Source organism: Candidatus Palauibacter polyketidifaciens, from assembly GCF_947581785.1.
Lineage (GTDB): Bacteria > Gemmatimonadota > Gemmatimonadetes > Palauibacterales > Palauibacteraceae > Palauibacter > Palauibacter polyketidifaciens.
Genome location: NZ_CANPVO010000006.1, coordinates 81497 through 101371, shown reverse-complemented (window position 1 = coordinate 101371; position 19875 = coordinate 81497). Strand labels below are relative to the sequence as shown.

Below are 19875 nucleotides of genomic sequence, written 5' to 3'. Positions count from 1 at the left end.
ATGAAGATCGAGAGAAGGAACATGCTCAGAGTCACCCTCGCTACCGCTCTTGCGCTTGTATTTCCGACGGCCGTCCTCGCGCAGGACGGAGCCATCACCGGAACCGTGATTAACGAGGAGGGCCTCGCGATGCCCACCGTGACGGTCACGGCGACGGGGGCGCCTCTCGGCGACGAGTCGCGCACCGCGATGACGTCCGCGCAGGGCGTGTACACGATCACCGGCCTCCCCGCGGGTACCTATTCGCTGCGCTTCACCCTTCCCGGCTTCGTCGAGGGAGTGAGTTCGGGCGTGGTCGTTCAGGCCGGGGAGCGCACGAACGTCGACATGCAGATGGCCTCCCAGCGAACCATCGCGTTGGAGGAGCTGACGGCCGTGGTGACCGGGTCGCACTTCTCGGCGCCGCCGGAGAATCTGCCGTACGCGGTCGACGTGACCGACCGAGAGTCGCTGCGCGAGAAGGGCGCGCCGCAAGCAGTGGACTTCTTCAAGAAACTGGGTGCCGCCCACGGCACGATCGGCGAGCGCAACGGCTGGTACAACCAGAGCGGGACGCTCGTTCCGGAGACCGCGACCAACGTCAATCTGCGAGGCCTGGGCGCCTCGCGAACGTTGACGCTGTTGAACGGTCGCCGCCAGGTGTACACCCCGGCCAGACTTCCCGGCGGCCGGTTCGTGGACATCAACGCCTTTCCCGCCATCGCGCTCGACCGTATCGAAGTCCTGAAGGAGGGCGCCTCGGCCATTTACGGCTCCGACGCCGTAGCCGGCGTGGCCAACTTTGTGACACGAAGAGACTTTCAGGGATTCGAGTTGTCCGCCTCGCATGACTACTTCAGCGGTGCCGGCGACACGAACATAGGCGCCATCTGGGGCACGAGTCTGGGCGACGGAACAACTGCCGTCCTTTCGGCCGATTGGGCCATGCGCCGGCAGCTGGAAGCCGAGGAGCGCGACTGGGTGCTGCGCCCGTATCCCGGGCCGGGCGGCGGCGGCTGGTCCTACTACGGGAACCCCGGGGCCTTTCTGCGGCCGACACTCACCGGGACCGAGACTCCCGGCGAATTCATCAGCGCGCTGATCCGCTCCCACTACGGGGACAGCCAGGGCGATGCGCGTCTGTTCGTGGACCCGGGCTGCGAGGGTCTGGGCGGAACGAATGCCGGCGTCACCTGCCGGTTCCGATACGGGCCGTGGGACAACCTGATCGAGAACCAGTGGCACGCCCGGGTGTTCGGCGAGTTGAACAGCGAGTTGGGCGAAAACACCATGGTGCACGTCGAGGGGCTGTGGTCGGAGGCCGCCATCCCTGACTGGTACACGACCCCCTCCTTCCCGCCGACGTCGCTATACGACGGGCTTCAGGTGGTCATGCCCGAGAATCCGGGCAGGCAGGCGTTCTGCAGCTCGAATGCGGCCGCGGCCGGTTTTGCCTCGCAGGCGGCGTGCCTCGAGGACGACTGGTTCTTCTTCGGACGCCTGGTGGGCAACAGCGGTCCCGGCCGAACGCTGAGGCGGGAGTCGCGTACGCAGAGGATCGCGGCTTCGCTGGATCACCACATTGGCGCGACGGGCGAGGTGGACGTGGCCATCGGCTACTCTCGGGCGGCGGGCAACGTGAACCAGCCTGCGGAGTACGCCTACCGCAAATATCTGGCTTTTCGCGGCTTCGGGGGACCGGACTGCGGAGTCGGCGTAGTCGTCGACCCCACGTCGGCAGCCGGGATGAGACTCGGAGACACCGGCGGCGCCGTGGCGGGCCAGGGCAACTGCATGTTCTACAATCCGTTCAGCAATGCGATCCTTCGCGCGCAGCAGCCGGGCACGACGTACACCAACGCGGACAATCCGGGTTACGACCCCTCGGTCGCGAACTCGCCCGCGATGATCGACTGGATCAACGAGGAGGTCGACCTCTTCAGTACCGCCGAGCTTCTCACGGCCGAGGCTACGTTCACCAACTCGCTGAACGACGCGATCGGCTACGCGGTCGGGTATCAGTTCCGCTGGTTCGATGTGTCGGGCCAACCCAACGACCCGGGGAACCAGCGTCTCACCCCCTGCCAGGTGCCGGGCGACCGGAGCTGCCTCGACCAGGCGGGGCCGTTTACGTTCACGACCGGGTACTTCCCGTACGCGAGTTCACAGACGGTCCATCGGTTCTACGGTGAGTTGCCGATAAACCTGGGCGACCGGGTGGATCTTCAGTTCGCCGCCAACTATGAGTTCCACGATGTTGCCAGCAGCTTCGACCCGAAGGCGGCCCTGGCCGTCCGGTTGGTGGACTCCGACGACTACCAGCTCTCGGCGCGGGCATCCCTGCAATCCACGTTCCGCGTCCCGTCCGTCGACGATGTCAACACGGACAAGATTACGGCCCTCGAGTATGTGTGGGAGACGGATGTCTACAAGGCGGTGGATACGTACGGGAGCGAGGATCTGGTGCCGGAACGGGCCACCACGGGCAACGTGGGCCTCGTCCTCTTCCATTTCCCGAGTCGTACGCAGGCGACGTTCGACTACTGGACGTACGACTTCAAGGACATCATCAACGTCGTTCCCTATACGGCCGTCACGAGGCTCTACGACGAAGGCGGCGCCAGCCGGGAGGCCGTGAAGGAGTTCATCAGGTGTCCGGACGGCTGGGGGACGGGAACGTGCGACGCGGCTTTCATCGAACGTATTCGGATCGACCTCGTGAACTGGCCGGGCATGAAGACCTCCGGCCTCGACTGGAGCGTGTCGACGCGCCAGCCGGTGGGGAGTGCCGAGATGTCATTCGGGATCGACGGCACCTACACCCACAAGTACGACATCCTGGCGCTCACGCGAGGAGGCGTGGAGCTGCAGGCCGCGACCAGCGGGGCCGGGCTTCTCAACCGGAACAACCCCATCGCGTGGCCTCTTCCGCAGTGGAAGTGGACAGCTTCCGTGGGGTTCCACACGGAGCGTCTCTCGGCGATCGGAGCCTATTACTACATCTCCTCCTACGACGATCCGGACTCCGCGGACGAGAACCATCGCGTGATCGATTCCTTCGGCACGCTGGACGCGACATTGATGTTGAAGGTCAACGACAGCATCGACGGGTTCGTTACGGGGTTCAACCTGCTGGGAACGCCTCCTCCCCTCGTCAACTGGGAGACCTCGTACGATGGCTTCACGCACGATCCCAAGGGACGGCGGATCAAGGTTGGCATGACCTACACGATCAACTAGCGAACGCCCGCGGGCCGGCTCCGACGTCGAGGCGGAGCCGGCCCTCAGGCTACGGGCGCGGCGGCTCGACGGGGCGCGCGACCATGATGCCGTCCTGCGAGTCGATGGAGAGGATCCGCTCCGGCAGCGGCCGCTCCGAAATCTCCACGGACCTGCCGACGAGGGGGGCGTGGAGGAGGTGAAGCGCCCCGTCGCGCCACACGGCGAATCCGGTGTGGGCGACGTCCAGCCCTTCGACGGTCGAAGTGGCCGCGATCACGTCGCCGTTGCGGATCCGGTCCGCCACCTGCGCGATCCTATCCTGCGGCACGTATTCCCGGCCGGGCCCCTCGTCGAGCCGCGCCTCGGTGGCCGCGATGGCCTGGAGCACGCCGGGCTCGGAGAGTTGCCGATACGCTTCGGGGTGCCGGGACATGAAGTTCACGGGCTCCGGATCGATGGCGGGATTCAGTTCACCGGTCGCGATGCGCACGGTCCCCCGGGCTTCGTTGTCCGCGAGCCATTCCGAGAAGTAGTGCAGGCGGCTCGGGTACCCGTCGAGCCGGCCCCCACGGTATCGGAGCGCCGTCAGGTGGGCCTCGTAGCGGGCCTGCGCGCCGGGGGGATCCGAAAGGCCCTCGACACCCTCCTCGCGAACGAACCGCGTCAGGGCGAGAACGGTCTCGACTAGCGTCACGCAATCGAGCTCGCGAAAGTTGATCACAAGTCGCTCGGGTCCGGGGACTTCGAGGGTGCCGGGTTCGTACGTCGTCCCGACGAAGGTCTCGGCGAGCTGCACGATGGACTCTCCCAGCTCCATCTCCGCGAGCCCGCCCTCCGCGGCAAACCGCACCTTCTCCTCGAAGACGGCCCAGTCCTCCGGGGCCCAGGCGGTTCCGCCCGAGGGCGCGGAAGATTCCGTACCGAAGCCACCCATCTCGTCAACCACGGTGGAGGTGGAGGGCTGCACCTGCGACCAGGCGAGCGCCGCAATGACGGCGACGGTGGCGAGGATACAGACGACGACTTTCGCCAGCGTGAAGACGCTGCGCCATCTCATGTCGAACCGAGGTTGAGCACGACTCGTTCCTCCCCTTCCCTGTTCCCGTTCTTTCGGACCAGATCACCCAGCGCCCACCAGTGTCGCATCCGGCGCTCGAATCCGGCCAGACCCGCACCCCCCCTCGCGCCGCGTAGCTCGCCGCTTTCCCGAAGGTCGGCTATCTTGCCGGGCTTCCACACCGAAGGCCACTCCCTCTGCCGAGAGTCATGGATGAAGACGTCCCGCTTGCCCGGCCTCGCTTTCGTTTCGATCGCCGTCATCCTCCTTTCCTCCCTCTCCGCTTCCGGAGCGGCGGCGCAGACCCCGGCTCCGACGGATCCGATTCCGCCGGATCCGGCCGTCATCACCGGGACGCTGGACAACGGTCTGCGCTACTTCGTGCATGAAAACGATCAGCCGGAGAACCGGGCGGAACTGCGCCTCGTCGTGAACGCGGGCTCCATCCTCGAGGACGAGGACCAGCTCGGGCTCGCACATTTCGTCGAGCACATGGCGTTCAACGGGACGGAGAACTTCGAGAAGCAGGCGCTCGTCGACTATCTCGAGTCGATCGGGATGCAGTTCGGCCCCGACATCAACGCCTACACGAGCTTCGACGAGACAGTCTACATGCTCCAGGTGCCGATGGACGACCCGGAGATGCTGGCCACCGCGTTCCGAATCCTCGGGGACTGGGCCCAGGGCGTGCGCTTCGACCCGGAGGAGGTCGACAAGGAGCGCGGCGTCGTGATCGAGGAATGGCGCGGACGGCGAGGCGCCCAGGCGCGGATGCAGGACCGGCAGTTCCCCGTCATGTTCGAGGGGTCGCTCTACGCTGAGCGTCTCCCGATCGGGAAGACGGAGATCCTCGAGACGGCCCCCGTCGAGCGGCTGCGCGACTTTTATGAGGACTGGTACCGGCCGGACCTGATGGCGATCATCGCCGTCGGTGATTTCGACGACCGCGAGATCGAGTCGACGATCCGCGAGCAGTTCGCCGGGCTGACCGGACCCGCGGAGCCCCGTCCGCGGGTGTTCGCCGACATCCCCGTGGACCACCCGCCGCGCGTCGCGATTGCGACGGACACCGAAGCCATGCAGAGCCAGGTCGGCGTGCTGTACAAGCAGCCGCCGGCCCCGCGAGGCACCGTCGCCGACTTTCGCCGCGGCCTCGTCGAAGGCCTCTACTCGGGCATGCTGAACGCCCGCCTCGATGAACTCCGGCTGCAGGCCGACGCGCCCTTCCTGGTGGGGTTCTCGGGCCAGGGCCAGTTCGCGCGGGGAGTGGACGCCTACCAGCTCGCGGCGGTGGTCGGGGATGGCGGGATTGAACGCGGGCTCGAGGCGCTGCTGATGGAGGCGGAGCGCGTCGTGCGGCACGGCTTCACCGGGACGGAGCTGGAGCGGCAGAAGACGGACGTGAGACGTGCCTACGAGCGGCGACTCGCGGAGCGAGAGAACCAGGAGTCGATCGTGCTCGCGAACCGCTACCTGCAGGCGTTTCTTCAGGATAGTCCGTACCCGTCCATCGAGACGCAGACGGCGCTCGTGGACGCCCTGCTGCCCGGGATCACGCTCGCCGAGACCAACGCCGTCGCCCAGGCGTGGCTGGCGGAGGAAGGGCGCATCATCCTGGTCAACGCGCCCGAGAAGGACGGTCTCGAGACCCCTGCGGAGGCGGACCTGGTCGGCGTCTTCGCGTCGGTTTCGGGCGCGGAGATCGAAGCGTACGTGGACGTGGCGGCCGATGCTCCCCTCCTCCCCGTCGTCCCCGAGGGCGCGCCGGTCGTTTCGGAGGAGACGCTCGAGGATGTGGGCGTCTCCATCTGGACTCTGGAGAACGGCGTGCGCGTCGTCCTCAAGCCCACCGACTTCAAGGACGACGAGATTCTCTTCTCCGCGACGAGCCCCGGCGGCACGTCGCTGCTTCCCGACGATCTGATGCGGAAGACGTCGTTCGCCCTCAACGTCATCGCCCAGTCGGGAGTCGGGGAGTTCGATCAGACCGAGCTTGGGAAGAAGCTCACCGGCAAGGCCGTTCGTGTCTCGCCGTTGCTGGGGTCGCTTTCGGAAGGGATCGGAGGGTCGTCGTCCCCGCAGGATGTCGAGACGGCGTTTCAGCTCATCTACCTGTACTTCTCGGCGCCCCGCAGGGATGAGACGATGTTCGAGGCGCTCAAGGCACAGCAGACGGCAGTGCTCGCGAACGTCGGGGCCAATCCCAACGTCGTGTTTTCCGACACCGTTTCGGCCATCATGTCCCAGGGACATCCGCGGGTCCAGCGGGTGAGCCAGCTCATGGATGACCTCCTGCAGGCCGACCTCGACGCGGGCTACGAGATCTTCCGGGAGCGCTTCGCGGACGCCAGCGACTTCACCTTCTACTTCACGGGCGCCTTCGATCTCGCGATGATGCGTCCCCTCGTAGAGCGGTATCTCGGTGCGCTCCCCAATCTGGGGCGGGTGGAGAACTGGGTGGATCACGACATCGACCCTCCCGCGGGCGTGATCGAGACTGTTGTGTACAAGGGGCTGGAGCCGCAGAGCCGCACGCAGATCATCTTCGCCGGAGACGCCGAGTACTCGCGCGAAGAGGCGGGTGCCATCTACGCCATGGCGGAGGTTCTGCAGATCCGGCTGCGTGAGTTGCTGCGCGAAGACCTGGGCGGAACGTACAGCGTGGGCGTGAACGGACGGCTTACGTACCGGCCCGACGAGGAATACAGCGTGACCATCGGGTTCGGGTCCGCGCCCGAGCGCGCCGAGGAACTCTCCTCCGTGGTCTTCGAGGAGATCGAGCGGCTCAGGACCGAGGGGCCGGACGCGGAGACCGTGGGCAAGGTCCGCGAGACACAGCGGCGGGGGCTGGAGACGAGCCTGCGCGAGAACCGGTACTGGCTGAACCAGTTGGCGAGTTTCGAGCGCGGAGGCTGGGATCTGAACGAGATCCCGAGCTTCGAGGGGATCGAAAGCTGGACCGCGGAGCAGGTGCGGGAGGCCGCCGTCCGTTACCTCCGCACCGACCAGTACGCCCGGTTCGTGCTGCTCCCGGAGCAGAAGGTCCCCTAGTGCCGTGTCCCGCGACGGGCGGATGACCGGATGAGCGCTGCGGGGCACGCGCGGAGGGAACGTGTGCCCGTCCGGATCATGCCGGACCACGACAGCATCGCCGCCGAAGTCGCGGGCCGGATCGCGACGCTCCTGCGAGAGAGGGCGGAGAACGGGCGCTCCGCCGTCCTCGGCCTCGCAACCGGCGCCACGCCCGTCGGCGTCTATCGGGAACTCATCCGCCTGCACCGGGACGAAGGACTCGACTTCTCCAACGCGGTCGCCTTCAACCTCGATGAGTACTTCCCGATGCGGCCCGGCAGCCTGCACAGCTATCACCGCTACATGCGGGAGCACCTGTTCGACCATGTGAACATCCCGGCGGAACACCGCCACATCCCTCGAGGTGATGTGCGGGAAGCGGACGTCGAGGCACACTGCGTCGAGTTCGAGCGCCGCATCCGGCAGGCGGGCGGGATCGACTTCCAGATTCTCGGGATCGGGCGCAGCGGTCACATCGGTTTCAACGAGCCGGGGTCCGAGCGCGACTCGCGCACCCGGCGGCTCTATCTGGACACCGTCACCCGGAGCGATGCCGCGTCCGATTTCTTCGGCGAGGAGAACGTGCCGCCGCAGGCGATCACCATGGGCGTGGCCACGATTCTCGAAGCGCGGGAAGTCGTGCTGCTCGCGACGGGCGAACACAAGGCCGGGATCGTGCGTCGAGCCGTCGAAGGTGAGGTCCACGCGGATGTCGCCGCGACCTTTCTGCAGCAACACGCCGCCGCGACGGTCTATCTCGATCCGGCCGCCGCGTCCGATCTCACCCGCGTCCGCACGCCGTGGCTCGTGGGCGATGTGGAGTGGACGGCCGAGCGCGAGACCGCGGCTGTCATCTGGCTGAGCGAACGCATCGACAAGTCGATCCTGCACCTCGCGACCGACGATTATCGCGCGAATCACCTCGCTCCGCTCACGTCCCGGCACGGTTCGGCCGGGCCGATCAACGGACAGGTCTTCAACGCGCTCATCTCCAAGATCCGGGGGAAGAGCAGGCTGCCGCGCGACCAGGACATCGTCGTCTTCTCGCCTCACCCGGACGATGATGTGATTTCGATGGGCGGACTGCTGCGCAAGCTGGTCGAGAACGGCAACCGCGTCACGGTGGCGTATCAGACTTCCGGGAACATCGCCGTCTTCGACCACGAGGTGCGCCGCTACCTGGACTTCCTGCGGCGCGCGGCCGGCATCATCGAGCTCGGCGACGCCGCGAACCTCAAGGGGGTGCTGCGGTCTCTCGAGCATCGGCTCGCCCGCAAGGAGCCGGGGGACGTCGATCCCGGCGTGGTTCAACAACTCAAGCGGATCATCCGCGAGACGGAGGCCACGGCCGCGATCGAATCGCTGGGGCTCTCCGCCGACCGCGCCCGCTTTCTGAACCAGCCGTTCTATCAGACGGGAGCGGTGAAGAAGAACCCGATCACGTCGGAGGACGTGGAGATCGTCGCGCGGGTGCTGGAGGAAGTGCGGCCGACGATCGTGTTCGCCGCCGGGGACCTGTCCGATCCGCACGGCACGCACCGCATGTGCCTCGAGACGGTGGATGCGGCGCTCGCCGGCTACCGCGGCGACCCGCCGTGGCTCTGGCTCTACCGCGGCGCGTGGCAGGAGTGGGATCTGGACGAAGCGACGGTCCTCGTACCGCTCTCCGAACGCGAACTGCACGGCAAGGTCCAGGCGATCTTCCGGCACGAGTCGCAGAAGGACTCGGCCCCCTTCCCCGGACCGGACCCGCGCGAATTCTGGCAGCGCGTCGTCGAGCGAAACCGGGATACCGCCGACCGGCTGGCCGCCCTGGGACTTCCGGCCTACTACGCCATGGAGGCGTACGTGACGCTGCGGGATGGACGGCGGGTGGAGGGGCCCGAGATCCCCACCTCCTCGCTCGCGGACGCGGATGCGTGAACCCGTGGCGCGTCCGGTCGGCCCACGCGGCGTGACAGCCTGACATGAGCGGGTTCTTCGGGACGGAGTCGGTACCGCTGGATCTCTTCGGCCCGGTCCATCTCGTGACGATGGGCGTGTTGGTCGCGATCGGAGTCTGTCTGATCCGGGCAGGCATGGCTGGCGACGAGGATCGGCGCCGCCGCCTCCGCTTCGCCATGGGCGCCGCGATCCTCCTTCTCCTCGGCCTCAGGCACATGTGGAAAGCTTCGGTCGGGATATGGACCCTGCAGAACGACCTCCCGCTGCACCTGTGCGCGGCGATGGCCTGGATGACGGTGTACGGGCTGTGGACGCGGCACCTCTGGACCCTTCGGCTCATGTACTTCTTCGGCGTCGCGGGGGCCGTTCAGGCCGTGCTGACGCCCGATGCGTCCCACGGCGTTCTCCATTTCGCCTTCTACGAGACGATGGCGTCGCACGGAATCGCCGTCATCGCGGGCGTGTGGGCGGTGACGGTGGAGGACTACCGGCCGAAGGCGCGGGATCCCTGGCTGGCGTTCGGCCTGCTGAACGTGTACGCCATCGCGGTGTATCCCATCAACCGCGTACTCGGGTCCAACTACCTGTATCTTATCGACAAGCCGCCGACGGCATCGATACTGGACGTTTTCCCGAACTGGCCGTGGTACATTCCGCTCCTCGAACCGGTGGCCATCGGGCTCTTCCTGGCGCTGCGGCTTCCTTTCCGGAACCCGGCGGCAGACTGACGGTACCAAGTCTCTTTCTGCTCGAATAACCTGTGTATGGAACTCTTGCAAAGAACCCAAATGGAGGATGAACGGCATGCCGGAATGTCCTGTATGCGGCGCGGAACCGACGATTTCCGACGACCCCGTCGAAGGTGAGTTGCTCGAATGTGAGGAGTGCGGCGTCGAGCTCGAGATCCTCGCGCTCGACCCCATCACCCTTGGAGAGGCGCCGGACGCGGAGGAGGACTGGGGCGAATGAGAGTCGGCTTTCTTCATTCCCTCATCCGCAAGGACGAGAAGCTGCTGATCGCGGAGTTGCGCGGGCGCGGCGACGTCGAACTGGTGTTTCTGGACGACCGCAAGCTCACGTTCGATTTCCGGAACGTCCCGGACGTCGATGTCGTTCTGGAGCGCTGCATCAACCACTCGCGGGCCATGCACGCGTTGCGGCTCTTCGAGGGGGCCGGTCTCGATTGCGTGAACCGCTACGAGGTGTCGCGCCGCTGCGGGGACAAGATCCTCACCGCGGCGTCGCTCCAGGAATGCGGTGTGCCGCAGCCCGAAGCCAGGGTCGCGTTCACCGAGGAATCCGCGCTCGAGGCCATCGAGGAACTCGGCTATCCCGTGGTCCTCAAGCCCGCAGTCGGCTCCTGGGGCCGCCTGCTGTCGAGGATCAACGACCGGCACGCGGCGGAGACGGTCCTCGAACACAAGGCGATCCTGGGCAGCTATCATCACTCGATCTTCTTCGTACAGAAGTATGTCGAGAAGGGCGGCCGCGACATCCGCGCGTTCGTCGTGGGCGACGACTGCGTGGCGGCCATCTACCGGTCATCCGAGCACTGGATCACGAATACGGCCCGCGGCGGAACGGCCTCGAACTGTCCGGTGACGAGCGAGATCGCGGAGCTGTCCCTGCGGGCGGCGGCCGCCATGGGCGGGGGCGTGGTCGCGGTGGATCTGCTCGAGAGCGGCGGCGAACTGCTGGTCAACGAGGTGAACTACACGATGGAGTTCCGGAACAGCATCGAGGCGACGGGCGTGAACATTCCGGAGAGGATCGTGTCCTACGTCGCCTCGCCGGACCGGGCGGCGGACCGATGATCCGCGCGTCGATCGCGGGCGGATCCGGCTACGCCGGCGGGGAACTGTTGAGGCTGCTGCTCGGCCATCCGGACGTCGATGTGCGGCAGATCACATCGGAGCGCTTCGCGGGGCGGTTCGCGCCCCGGGTCCATCCCAACCTGCGGGGCGTCACGCGACTGCGCTTCAGCACGCTCGAAGAGCTGTCGGAGTGCGACGTGCTCTTCCTCTGTCTCCCGCACGGGGAGTCGTCCCGCCGTATCGACGAGTTCCGGTCTCTGGCGGGGCGGATCGTCGACCTGGGCGCGGACTTCCGGCTCGACGACGGGGCCGACTATGAGCGCTTCTACGGCCGGCCGCACCCTCGGCCGGAACTCCTGGGATCGTTCGTGTACGGGATCGCGGAGGTGAACCGCGAGGCGCTGGCGGTCGCGGATCTCGTCGCGTGCGCGGGCTGTAACGCGACGGCTTCCATCCTCGGGCTTCTGCCGCTGTACCGGGAGGGGGTCGCGGACTCGGTCGTGATCGAGGTGAAGGTGGGATCGAGCGAGGCCGGGAACCGCGCCAGCGAGGGCAGCCACCACCCGGAGCGCAGCGGCGCCATGCGGTCGTATCGGCCGACGGGCCACCGCCACGCGGCCGAGATCGCCGCGGTGCTCGGCGGCGAGGTGCATTTCTCCGCGACGGCGGTCGAAATGGTGCGCGGCGTCCTCGCCACCTGTCACGTATTCCTGAACCGGGATCTCGATGAGAAGGCGCTGTGGAAGATCTATCGGAGCGCATACGCCGACGAACCGTTCGTGCGCATCGTCAAGGAGCGAAGCGGCATCCACCGTTATCCCGACCCCAACCTCCTGGCGGGCGCGAACTACTGTGACGTGGGGTTCGAGCGCGATCCGCTCTCGAGCCGGGTCGTGGTCCTGAGCGCGATCGACAATCTCATGAAGGGAGCGGCGGGACAGGCGGTGCAGGCGTTCAACGTGATGCACGGGTTGCCGGAGGCGCGGGGGCTCGAGTTCCCCGGGCTGCATCCGGCCTGACCGCGACACGCGGAGCTGAATCCTCGTGTGCCGCATCCTCTGCGTCCGCAGCGACGAGCCCTTCGACATGGAGCCGCACCTCGCCGCCTTCGCGCAGCTCGCCCGAGAGAGTCCCGAGTATCAGGGTGACGGGTGGGGGTGTGCCTGGATCGATGCCGACGGGTCCGACGGGTGGCGCGTCTACCGCAACGTCTCGCCGGTGTGGGAGGACGCCGCGGCGCCGCCCGGACGCACGACGCTTCTGCTCGCGCACGCGAGGAGCGCGTATCGCGGGGAAGGGATACGGGTCGAGAACAACATGCCGTTCTTCGACGGGGAACGCGCATTCATCTTCAACGGGGAGCTGCACGGAGTGCGGATAAAGGAACGGGGGCGGATCGGCGCGGAGAAGGTGTTCAACTTCGTCAAGCGCTTCGCCGGCGGGGACGGCAACGTAGACATGGGTCTCGCGCTGGAGCGGGGACTCGACGCGATCGAGAAGCGCACGCGTTACGTGCGGGCAATGAATCTGATCATCGCCGACGCGTCGCGCCGGGTCCACTTCGCGACCCGGTTCAACGAGGACCCGGCCTACTTCCGGATGCATGCCGCCCGGCGGAACGGCGTGCGGATCCTGTGCTCGGCGCCCTATCCGGCTTCCTGTCCGCCGTCGGACGGGCGGTGGGCGTGGACGCCGGTCGCGAACGGCGCCATCGGGACGTTCTGACCGATGCCGGGACCGACACCCGAACCGAGGCCGGGCGAGTCCGGCGGGCTGCTCATCGTCAAGATCGGCGGCGGCGAATCGATCAACCTGGACGGGATTGCCCGCGACCTGGCGGGCCTGTCCGGTCCGTTCGTCATCGTGCACGGCGCGAACGCGCTGCGCGATTCGCTGGCCCGGCGGCTCGGGGTCGGAAAACGCGTCCTCACATCGGTGTCCGGGCACGAGAGCGTGCAGTCCGACCACGACCTGATCGACGTGATGCTCATGGCCTACGCCGGCGTGCGGAACAAGCGCATCGTGGAACTGCTGCAGGGCCACGGCGTAAACGCGGTCGGGCTCACGGGGCTCGACGGCGCGCTCGTGCGCGGCCGCCGCAACAGGGGTATCCGGGTGAGAGAGGGCGGCAAGACGCTGATCAGGCGGGACCTGTCCGGGAAGCCGGCGGAGGTGAACCGCAAGCTGATGGGGTTGCTCCTCGACGGCGGCTTCACTCCGGTCGTGACCGTGCCCCTCATCGACGAACACAACGTGGCGATCAACTCGGAGAACGATGACGTCGTGACCCTGCTCAGCGCCGAACTGGGCGCGGATTGCGTGATCCAGTTGATCGAGGCGCCCGGTTTCCTCGAAGATCCGGACGATCCGGCGTCCGTCGTCGCACGGCTCTCGCGTGGGGAGCTTGCACGTCGGGAGGACGATGTTTCCGGGCGCATGAAGCGGAAGCTGCTCGCCCTGCGGCGACTCGTGGAATCCGGCACGACGCGCGTCGTGATCGCGGATGGGCGCATTGAACGGCCGGTCGGGGAGGCGCTGGCGGGGCGGGGCACGGTGATCGGATGATTGGATGAACGCGCGCGAACTGGAACGGGCGTACGCCCTCGAGGTCTTCCCCAAGCGGGACCTCACCATCGTGCGGGGCGAGGGCGCGTGCGTGTGGGACGACGAGGGTCGCCGCTACATCGATTGCGTGGGCGGCATCGGCGTGGCGAGCATCGGCCACGCCAACCCGGCCGTCGCCGAAGCGTTGGCGGAGCAGGCTCGGGTGCTCGTGTCCTGTCCCGGGATCTTCTACAACGATGTCCGGGCGCGGTTGCTGGCCGAACTCGTGTCGATCGCGCCGGCGGGGCTCACGCGCGCCTTCCTCTGCAATTCCGGGGCGGAGGCGGTGGAGGCGGCGATCAAGTTCGCGCGCCTCGCGACGGGACGGGCGGGGGTCGTGTCCGCAATGCGCGGCTTCCATGGGCGCACGCTGGGAGCGCTGAGCGCAACGCACAAGAAGGAGTACCGGGAGCCGTTCGAGCCGCTCGTGCCGGGGTTCTCGTTCGTGCCGTTCAACCACGTGGAGAAGCTGCGCGCGGCCGTGGGCGCGGACACGGCGGCGGTGATCATCGAACCGGTACAGGGAGAAGGCGGGGTGCGGCCGGCCAGCCGGGACTATCTGTCGGCGGCGCGCCGCATCTGCGACGAGGCCGGTGCGGTCCTCGTGTTCGACGAGATCCAGACGGGCTTCTGCCGCACCGGCCGCATGTTCGCCTGCGACCGCTACGGCGTCGCGCCGGACGTGCTCTGCCTCGCGAAGGCGATCGCGGGCGGCGTGCCGCTGGGAGCGGTCCTGGCGCATGAACGGCTGCAGCCGCCGCCCGGGCGGCACGGCACGACCTTCGGCGGCAACCCGCTCGCCAGCGCCGCCGCCCTGGCCGCGATCCGCTTCATGCGGGATGAGCGGCTCGACGATCGGGCGGAGGCGCTTGGCGCCCGCTTCAGCGAGCGTTTCGCCCGACGCCAGTCGGCTCGCGTCCGCGCCGTGCGGCAGGTCGGCCTCATGATCGGCGTCGAACTCCGCGAGCGCTGCCGACCCTACCTGGGAGCTCTCGCGGAGCGGGGCGTCCTCGCCCTCCCGGCCGGCACCACGGTCATCCGGCTGCTGCCGCCGCTCGTGATCACCGAAGCGCAGATCGACGAGGTGGCGGATACGCTGACGGAAGTACTGGCCGACTGACGCCGACCGGGAGCCGCCGGACCGTCGATTCCCGGACGCCCGAATCGACTGGAGTCCGGAATGCGGTCGCGGAGGGGGACTGGACGGCGCTATGCCGAGCCGAGGAGGTCGCCACGAGCCTTGCGATCACGTGGACACCGCCCAATCCCCACTCACACTCATACGATAGCTGATGGTATGCGACTTTAGGGCGACAGGCAACCGTAAATCAACGATAATCTGACGATATTCAAGGGTTGCGGAGCGGCAGGCAGCAGACTCTCGCCTACGGGGTCGTGAAACGAACCACAGCTGTCGTGCGTTCCGCAGTGTCCGGAGGAAACGCAATACGTACGGTCGCGGGGTTGGCCAGAGCGGTCGTTGCGGCCCCTTGCACGACGTCAGCTTCGACCGTGGCGCCGAAGAGTCCGAGGTCGTAGCTCCGACCCGCCAGTCCCTCCACTTCGAGAAGCCAGCCATCCGGATCTGCGTTGAAGTCGAGGATGCGCAGGCCGCTGCTCACTTGACCGGGCTCCAAGTCGATCCGGGGCGGCGCGATCGCGAGCCCGCCGCCCCACGTCACGACGATTTCCGCGCGGTCGCCGGCGGCGACGGTCTCGCCCAGCGTCACCTCCACCGTTCCATCCTCGGTGAGTTCGGTGACTGCCCCGTTCACGCCGATGGACACGTCCCGCGCGCCCGCCGGCACGTCGGGTACGAAGGCGAATGTCAGCGCAGGCCCCGTGGTCGTGAGCGTCGTCCGTCGCTCCCCGCCTTCGGCCGTCCACCGTTGTCGGATCTCCACGTCCGTCGCCGTTTCCCCGGCTCGGAGCCGTCTCACCGTCACGGCCGGCCAATCCGGCGGGAGTTGCGGGGCGAGGCGCACGCGGTCCAGCGGCGCATCGGGCTCCCAGCCGATGACGCCGCGCAGTAACGGTGTCACCAGGGCCGAAGTCGCGAAGAACTGGTGCGGGACGGTCTGGTCGAGGGGCTGGTAGAACGTTCCGGACAGCAACTCCGGATGGCGTCCTAGGCTCCAGTCGAAGGTCATCTGCTTCACCGCGTCCACGAGGTGGAAGCCCGCCCATGGACGCCGGTACCGGTACTGGGCCCACGACACGTACGCCGTCACGAAGGGCCACACCGAACCCATGTTGTACTGGAGCGGGTGATACAGTTCGCTCTCCGTCGAGAGCATGTGGGCGCCCCAGTCCGACGAGATCCGGTCGCTCGCGAGCCGGGCGAGGGTCGATCGCCCGCGCGCCTCGTCGAACAGGCCGAACGCGGCCGCCGTCGCGGGCCACACGGTCAGATTGTCGTTGGTGCCGCCATCGGCGAGGATCCCGAAGGCATGGTGCCCCGCCTCCTCGAGCCAGTACGCGTCGTTCAGCGTCTTCCGCGCGCGGGGAGCCATCTCCCGAGCCCGATTCGCCATCCCGGGTTCGCCCATGCGCTCCGCCAGCGCCGCGGTCCCCTCGAGGGCCGCGGTCCAAACCCCTGCCAGGTAGACGTCCTGGTGGAGCGCCGCCCCGAGGCCCCCGACCTCGACCGCTGCGAGCCCGCCCACCGTGTTTTCGATGATTCCGTCGCCGTCGGTCTCGGCGCCGAGGCACCATTCCCACGCGCGCCGGTAGGCCGGCCACAGCTCCCGCAGCAGTTCGTCGTCCCCGCTCGCCCGCCAGTATTCGTACAGCGCGACCATCCAGTAGGGCGTGGTGTCCGCGTGGTAGTAGGCGTACGGATACACCTCGAACCACGGGATGCGCGCGGCCGCCTGAGAGATTTCGTGCGTGATCTTCCCGTCTTCACGCTGGTATCTCGCGAGAAAGGCGAGTTCCTCCGCCACCACCCCCCACTGCCCGAGCACATCCATGGCGAAGGTCGTCTGCGCCGCGTCGCCGCCGAAGAACCATCCGAATCCGGGACGGGTTCCGTTGCGCGACAGGCCCCAGCCCGCGACGAACCCGCAGCCGAGGTCGGGATTGCAGACGCGCTGCTCCTCCAGGTTGATCTTCGCCCACTCGAGGGCGAGGTCGAGCTGTGGATCCGGCGACTCGATGGAGACGGTGGAGGCGAGCACCGAGTCGGCCCATGCCCGTTTCGCGCCGTACAGCGAGTGGGCCTCGGCGATCAGCCGATCGTAGCTGGCGAAGACCTCCTCGCGGGGCATGGTGCCGCCCGCTACGGCGATGGGGATGAACTCCCGTCGGGCGCGTTCCGGCTCGACCGGGATCACCATGGTGCGCGGCGCTTCGCCCAGTTGATGCGCCGGGTGTTCGACCGAGTTGACGGCCCACGGCGACCCGACGACGGCGTTCGTCTCCTGCAGGCTCTCGGACAGCACGAAGGCGCGCCGGCCGCCGTCCCAGTAGGCGTACTGCCCCCCCAGCGAACCCGGCCACATGTAGTTCAGCACCGGCTCGAACTCGGCGATGATCTCGAGTGGTTCGGGGCTGTCCACCTCGAGCAGAACCAGGAGGCCGGGGAGTTCGGCGGGCGCAAGGATGTGCTGGCGCACCTGAAAGGCCGCGTGGCTGTAGGCGATCGTCGTCAGTTCGGGCCGGACATGCACCGTGCGCGCGACGGCGCTACCGGGAATCGGCGCGCCGTAGGCCGGGGTCGAGAAGCCGAGCCGAAACCGGTTTCCGACCTTGAGGGGGTGGACCCACAGCTCCGCCTCCCCGGTCTCGAGGCCGAGCCACGCGGACCGGGGTCCGGTCACGCCCAGGTACTCGCCGGGACGGACGGGTCCCGTGAGTTCGATCGGCGACGACGCGATCTCGAAGCGCGGAACCTCGGCGGCGGTCTGGCCGGAGCCGTTCGCCGGCAGGCCGGCGGCCATCGCGGCGAAGAGCATGAGAACCGAGACGCGCGGCGCAGAGTCCAGAGTCATCACCGTAGTCCTCGCTTTCTCAAGATCCGTTTCCGGCCGGCCGCCACCGCACGAGTGTACACTAGTTGACGCGCCAGCGGGACCGAAACCAAGTTCGCCCGCATGGCTACGTACAGCGATGCGCTGCCGCCGTTTCCCGAAGGCTGGTATTTCATCGGACGCCGCACGTCCATCGAGCGCGCGAAGCTCATCGAGAAGACGTGGATGGGCGAGGAGATCGTCGCCTGGGCCGACGACGAGGGCCGCATCTGCGTGGCGGACGCCTTCTGTCCGCACCTGGGCTCGCATATGGGACCGACCACGGGCGGTCTGGTGCGCGACGGCTGCCTCGTCTGTCCGTTTCACGGGTTCGAGTTCGACACGACCGGCCAGTGCGTGGCCACGCCCAATGCTCCGCCTCCGAAGGCCGCGAAGCTGAAGCTCTACGAGACCCGGGAGATCCTCGGCATGATCTTCGCCTGGTGGGGGAGCGGTGGCCGAGGCCCTCAATGGCACCTGCCGGATGAGCCACCCGCCGGCGCGGAGTGGACCGGTTTGCGCTCCACGATCCTGCGGTTCCGAGGGCATCCCCAGGAGACGACGGAGAACTCGGTCGACGTGGAACACCTGGAGTACACGCATGGCTACCACGATGTGGAGCCGACCGACTTTTCGACCGACGGCGCCTACCTGAGGAGCTGTTTCGACTTCAAGGCGGTTCGCCGGATCCTTGGTCTGGTGGACATTCATTCCGAAGTCTCGGTCGTCACGCACGTCCACGGACTCGGCTACTCCTTCGTCGAGATTCACGAGAAGTCGGTCGGCGTGAGGTCGCGCATGTGGGTGCTCACAACGCCCGTCGACGGCGAATTCGTGGAGTTGACGATGGTCAACCAGGTGCGGGAGATCCGGAAACCGGGGCGGTTCATATCGGGTCTGGGCTTTCTACCCGTGCCGCTGCGCCACCGGCTGCTGAATTTCTTCATCCTCCGCGAGGAGAGGCGGTTCGTACTGCAGGACATCGTGATATGGGACAGGAAGCGCTACCGGTCTCCCCCCCGGCTTTGCCGGACGGACGGCCCCATCGGGAAGTACCGCCGACACTGCCGACAGTTCTATCCGGACCCGGCGCCGGCGCCGCGAAGCCCGGACCGCAACGCCGACTAGCAGCCCCTGGCTGCTAGAGCTTGCGGGCCAGGAAACAGTACAGGGGCGTGAAGATGCCCGTCCTGCCGCCCTCGACGTAAGCCTCCGCGGTTCGATCAAGGAGCCGAACCACCTCCGCCGAGCCCCTCGGAAAGAACCGCAGTACCTCGGCCAACTTCGACCCCGCGATGAACGCCTTGCGGCCCCGGGGAAGCCTGCGCACCGCAGTCCCCAACGTCCCGTGCCGACTCTCCATGGGTTGATACCACGGGGTGGCGGGTCCTTCCCGGACCTCCCAATCACTCCCCTCGATGACCTGGAATCCCGCCCCTTCGAGAGCGCGGTTCACTTCCCCGAACGTGGCGATGTCGTGCAGCGCAATACCGCGCATGAGCTCCCGCTTGATGGTCCGGTGCCGGGCATTCCCGGGATCGAACCGGTCCGTCAGGCACATTTCCTGACCCCAGAACAGGGCGCCCGGCTTCAGTATGCGGAATATCTCCGCGAACGCGCGTCGCTTGTCCTGCGCATGGCACGTCGACTCTATCGCGTAACCCCCATCGAAGGTGTCGGCCTCGATGGCGCTCATATCCTCGAAGCTGCACTTCCTGAAATCGGTCATGTGCTCCAGCCCCGCCTCGGCGTTCAACTTCTTCGCCTCCGCGAGCTGGATGTCATTGATGTTGATTCCCACGACCCTGACGCCCGCCTCACGGGCGACTCGGCGCATGGGGCCGCCGATTCCACAACCGACGTCGACCACCTTCATGCCCTGTTCCAGCTTCAACCTGGAGATCATCGCCCGCTGGTGCCGGACCTTGGACTCCTCCAGGCTTTCGTCGGGCGTGAGGGGCGCAAAATGCAGGGATTCGCCCCAGCCGTACACCATGAAACCGTTGCACAGCTCGTAGTAGTCCCTGACCGTTTCCGCGTGGTCGTAGGTGCCGGCGCCGGCAGCCTCCGATGCCGCCCGCTCAAGCCAGCCGTCAAAGTGCCGGACTCGACGCGCGACGCCCGATCCCGGGTGCGCATCCCGCAGCGCTTTCGACAGTTTGCCCAGTCGCAA

Annotated in this window: 14 protein-coding genes; 11 read left to right on the top strand and 3 right to left on the bottom strand. The window is 67.3% G+C overall.

Features of this window, described 5'->3' with window-relative positions; all coding sequences use genetic code 11:
* Positions 1-3219: a carboxypeptidase regulatory-like domain-containing protein gene (locus RN729_RS01170; protein ID WP_310781759.1), complete on the top strand. Its 3219-nt coding sequence runs from the start codon at positions 1-3 to the stop codon at positions 3217-3219.
* A 49-nt stretch (positions 3220-3268) separates the two neighbouring features.
* Here the strand turns inward: RN729_RS01170 and RN729_RS01165 are convergent, their stop codons facing one another.
* Positions 3269-4258: an N-acetylmuramoyl-L-alanine amidase-like domain-containing protein gene (locus tag RN729_RS01165; RefSeq protein ID WP_310781758.1), complete on the bottom strand. Its 990-nt coding sequence runs from the start codon at positions 4256-4258 to the stop codon at positions 3269-3271.
* A gap of 213 nt (positions 4259-4471) precedes the next feature.
* Here RN729_RS01165 and RN729_RS01160 point away from each other — a divergent pair, with 213 nt between their 5' ends.
* The 9 genes from RN729_RS01160 to RN729_RS01120 all read left to right on the top strand — a co-directional run bounded on the left by RN729_RS01160 (position 4472) and on the right by RN729_RS01120 (position 14812).
* The gene (locus RN729_RS01160) at positions 4472-7309 is read left to right on the top strand and encodes an insulinase family protein (RefSeq protein WP_310781757.1); all 2838 of its coding nucleotides are present in this window, start codon (positions 4472-4474) and stop codon (positions 7307-7309) included.
* A gap of 30 nt (positions 7310-7339) precedes the next feature.
* Entirely contained in the window at positions 7340-9253 is a 1914-nt protein-coding gene (gene nagB / locus RN729_RS01155) for a glucosamine-6-phosphate deaminase (RefSeq protein ID WP_310781756.1), read from the top strand.
* Between the two features lie 44 nt (positions 9254-9297).
* Positions 9298-10002, top strand: coding sequence for a TIGR02206 family membrane protein (locus RN729_RS01150; RefSeq protein WP_310781755.1), 705 nt, complete (start codon positions 9298-9300; stop codon positions 10000-10002).
* A gap of 76 nt (positions 10003-10078) precedes the next feature.
* Positions 10079-10243: a lysine biosynthesis protein LysW gene (lysW, locus tag RN729_RS01145; protein ID WP_310781753.1), complete on the top strand. Its 165-nt coding sequence runs from the start codon at positions 10079-10081 to the stop codon at positions 10241-10243.
* Positions 10240-11088, top strand: a complete 849-nt coding sequence (gene lysX, locus RN729_RS01140; protein ID WP_310781752.1) for a lysine biosynthesis protein LysX — start codon at positions 10240-10242, stop codon at positions 11086-11088. Before lysW ends, lysX begins: the two co-directional genes overlap by 4 nt.
* Positions 11085-12107, top strand: coding sequence for an N-acetyl-gamma-glutamyl-phosphate reductase (argC, locus tag RN729_RS01135; RefSeq protein ID WP_310781749.1), 1023 nt, complete (start codon positions 11085-11087; stop codon positions 12105-12107). The genes lysX and argC overlap by 4 nt, the downstream gene beginning before the upstream one ends.
* 25 nt (positions 12108-12132) lie before the next feature.
* Complete coding sequence (locus tag RN729_RS01130; RefSeq protein WP_310781747.1) at positions 12133-12813, top strand: class II glutamine amidotransferase; 681 nt, start codon at positions 12133-12135, stop codon at positions 12811-12813.
* Positions 12814-12816: 3 nt separating this feature from the next.
* A complete protein-coding gene (locus RN729_RS01125; protein WP_310781745.1) occupies positions 12817-13653 on the top strand; it encodes a [LysW]-aminoadipate kinase in 837 nt (278 codons plus the stop codon).
* Between the two features lie 4 nt (positions 13654-13657).
* Positions 13658-14812 carry an acetylornithine/succinylornithine family transaminase gene (locus RN729_RS01120; protein ID WP_310781742.1) on the top strand — a complete coding sequence of 385 codons (1155 nt, stop codon included), beginning with the start codon at positions 13658-13660 and terminating at the stop codon, positions 14810-14812.
* A gap of 265 nt (positions 14813-15077) precedes the next feature.
* Here RN729_RS01120 and RN729_RS01115 read toward each other — a convergent pair whose 3' ends face one another.
* Entirely contained in the window at positions 15078-17684 is a 2607-nt protein-coding gene (locus tag RN729_RS01115) for a GH116 family glycosyl hydrolase (protein ID WP_310781741.1), read from the bottom strand.
* A 102-nt stretch (positions 17685-17786) separates the two neighbouring features.
* On the opposite strand from RN729_RS01115, the gene RN729_RS01110 reads away from it, so the two are divergent.
* Positions 17787-18830, top strand: coding sequence for a Rieske 2Fe-2S domain-containing protein (locus RN729_RS01110; RefSeq protein WP_310781739.1), 1044 nt, complete (start codon positions 17787-17789; stop codon positions 18828-18830).
* Between the two features lie 13 nt (positions 18831-18843).
* On the opposite strand, the gene RN729_RS01105 is transcribed toward RN729_RS01110, so the two are convergent.
* Positions 18844-19875: a class I SAM-dependent methyltransferase gene (locus tag RN729_RS01105; RefSeq protein WP_310781737.1), complete on the bottom strand. Its 1032-nt coding sequence runs from the start codon at positions 19873-19875 to the stop codon at positions 18844-18846.

What these genes read in the sequence shown, in the direction of transcription:
- RN729_RS01170 (WP_310781759.1), top strand. Translation starts at nt 1, where the DNA reads ATGAAGATCGAGAGAAGGAACATGCTCAGAGTCACCCTCGCTACCGCT.
- RN729_RS01150 (WP_310781755.1), top strand. Translation starts at nt 9,298, where the DNA reads ATGAGCGGGTTCTTCGGGACGGAGTCGGTACCGCTGGATCTCTTCGGC.
- RN729_RS01160 (WP_310781757.1), top strand. Translation starts at nt 4,472, where the DNA reads ATGAAGACGTCCCGCTTGCCCGGCCTCGCTTTCGTTTCGATCGCCGTC.
- lysX (WP_310781752.1), top strand. Translation starts at nt 10,240, where the DNA reads ATGAGAGTCGGCTTTCTTCATTCCCTCATCCGCAAGGACGAGAAGCTG.
- RN729_RS01110 (WP_310781739.1), top strand. Translation starts at nt 17,787, where the DNA reads ATGGCTACGTACAGCGATGCGCTGCCGCCGTTTCCCGAAGGCTGGTAT.
- RN729_RS01115 (WP_310781741.1), bottom strand. Translation starts at nt 17,684, where the DNA reads ATGACTCTGGACTCTGCGCCGCGCGTCTCGGTTCTCATGCTCTTCGCC.
- argC (WP_310781749.1), top strand. Translation starts at nt 11,085, where the DNA reads ATGATCCGCGCGTCGATCGCGGGCGGATCCGGCTACGCCGGCGGGGAA.
- RN729_RS01120 (WP_310781742.1), top strand. Translation starts at nt 13,658, where the DNA reads ATGAACGCGCGCGAACTGGAACGGGCGTACGCCCTCGAGGTCTTCCCC.
- RN729_RS01125 (WP_310781745.1), top strand. Translation starts at nt 12,817, where the DNA reads ATGCCGGGACCGACACCCGAACCGAGGCCGGGCGAGTCCGGCGGGCTG.
- nagB (WP_310781756.1), top strand. Translation starts at nt 7,340, where the DNA reads ATGAGCGCTGCGGGGCACGCGCGGAGGGAACGTGTGCCCGTCCGGATC.
- lysW (WP_310781753.1), top strand. Translation starts at nt 10,079, where the DNA reads ATGCCGGAATGTCCTGTATGCGGCGCGGAACCGACGATTTCCGACGAC.
- RN729_RS01165 (WP_310781758.1), bottom strand. Translation starts at nt 4,258, where the DNA reads ATGAGATGGCGCAGCGTCTTCACGCTGGCGAAAGTCGTCGTCTGTATC.